This is a genomic window from Acinetobacter sp. V2, assembly GCF_001188385.1.
Taxonomy (GTDB): Bacteria; Pseudomonadota; Gammaproteobacteria; order Pseudomonadales; family Moraxellaceae; genus Acinetobacter; species Acinetobacter oleivorans.
In genome coordinates this window covers 1,377,943-1,380,052 of sequence record NZ_JZFB01000001.1, presented here as the reverse complement: position 1 = coordinate 1,380,052, position 2,110 = coordinate 1,377,943, and the positions used below count along the sequence as shown (strand labels likewise).

The 2,110-nt window shown below is 42.5% G+C and carries 2 protein-coding genes; both read right to left on the bottom strand.

The genetic code is table 11. The features are described 5' to 3' along the window. Window positions 1-788: bifunctional aspartate transaminase/aspartate 4-decarboxylase (locus UC75_RS20425; protein WP_228137133.1), on the bottom strand; the 788-nt coding region annotated here is incomplete at its 3' end. Window positions 789-844: 56 nt separating this feature from the next. After that, window positions 845-2,110: TrkA C-terminal domain-containing protein (locus tag UC75_RS06330; RefSeq protein ID WP_228137132.1), on the bottom strand; the 1,266-nt coding region annotated here is incomplete at its 5' end.

The following is a 2,110-nucleotide window of genomic DNA, read 5'->3' as shown; positions in this document are numbered from 1 at the left end:
CTCATTTTTACAGATGGGGGGTTACTTGGGTTGACTAAAAAGAACGCTTTAATAGATGGATCTTCTAACTTTCTAAGCTCCGATTCTGGATATTGCCAACCGAGATTAGGGTCTGCCTCAATGAGTACCTCTTCAAGCTGATAGTCATTAAGTTTTGGAATCTCAAGATATGGCGTGAAAATTGGGCTACCAATGGCAATACGGTCGCCGTTTTTAATAATTTTATTTTCTTTTAATGAGTTAAAAATATAGGCCATTGCGGCTGTTCCGCCTTCAACAGCGAACAAATCTAAGTCTCTTTTCTGCATGCCTTGTACGCCCATTTCTTTTAAGACGTACTCTTTAATAATCGTTTCACTGACTCTGAGCATTCGGTCCGGCACAGGGTAGTTACAGCCTAAAATTCCTTCAACCATTTCAAGTAAAAAAAGATCTGGGTCTAAGCCTAACTGGTCACGAACATAAGACACGGCTTTACCTAAAAAGACCACACCGGGTTTGTCGCGGTTTTCCAAAATGAAGTTATCAAAACGTGACTGGAGTCCAACAGGGCGTGGGAAGCCACCTAGACCTTCTGGCATATATGAAAACGAAAACTCGGATTCGGTCGCCGAAAATAGACCCAATTGAAAGAATGCGCGACGAGGGATAGTCGCAAGAAAGTTCGGATTACCACGCCCAGCATTTAACATCATTCGGTCAGTTCTGCTTTGAGCTAATTCTATTAAATTATCTTTAAGTTCAAATGGGCTGAGTTTTGCATATTTAGAATAATCGACTTTCCCCATGGGACGTCTCCTTAATTATAGTGAGATGAATAAAATTTCTAATTCAATGTATAAAGTTAGGCCAAGCCTACGATTAGTGGTCCGAGTAAGGTCAAGAACACATTTGCTAGGGCATAGGTGATTGCGAATGGAACAGTCGGAATTGAGTTTCCTGCTTTATCTAAGATTGCCCCAAATGCAGGGTTTGCACTGCGTGAACCAGATAGTGCACCTGCCATAACTGCAACGTTGTTATAACGCAGAACATAACGAGCAAAGAGCATGGAAAGTAGGAGAGGAACCAGTGTTACGACCACCCCAATCATAAAGAGTGAAAGGCCACTTTCTTTAATAGTTTGAATGGCTTGTAAACCTGATTGTAAGCCGACGGCAGCAACGAAACCCGCAAGTCCCAAATCTTTAAGAAGCTGCGAAGCCGCTAGAGGCATATTGCCATGCACCTGATTTCTGCTTCGAATCCAACCAAAGAGCAGACCTGATAGTAAGGCTCCGCCACCCGCACCAAGAGTTAAGGGCACATCACCTAAACGAATCACAAAAAGACCAATCACTAAACCGACCACAAGACCTGCACCATGGAAAATCCAGTCCGTTTTTAAGCTTTCAGGTAAGGCTTTACCAGCTTCTTTCACTAAACGATCGAGGTCACTTTTTGTACCGTAGACTGTGACCACATCACCTTGGCGTAAAACGGTGTCATCACTTAACGGTTGTGGCTCATCCTTACGTTTAATCGCAAGTACATAAATACCATGCTTCAAATAAGCAGGAGTATTAGTCTTAATATCTCCTAAGGTACGGTTGAGATATTTGGAGTTTCTTAGGATGACATCGCTGGTATCCATAATCATTTCCATACCTTGCGATGACTGTAATTCGCTCCCAATTTGCTCGGCAACTGAAACTACATTGGCACGGCGACCAACCAGCAAGACGACATCGTCAGTTTGTAAAGTCAGCTCAGGAGCGACATCAATAAACTGATCTTTACGTTTTAAACGTTCAATCGTAATACTCGGCTCTTTTGCTTCAATTTCCGCAATAGTTTGCCCATTGGCTTGCTTAACTTTATAAATACGGCCAACAATTTCCGGCATTGCCAATTCTTGACCTGGGGCTAATTCAAAAGCACCTTTGAGTCGTTCACTTTGAGCTTTTAATGCATCGTCGTGAATTTCTTTACCCATAAATTTAGGTAAGATATTCACACAGACAATAATCGCTCCCAATGATCCGAAAATGTAAGTCACGGCATAGCCAATCGCTACATTGGCTTGAAGCCTTTGAATTTCTGCAAGTGGGAGATCGAGTCTGGAAATGGC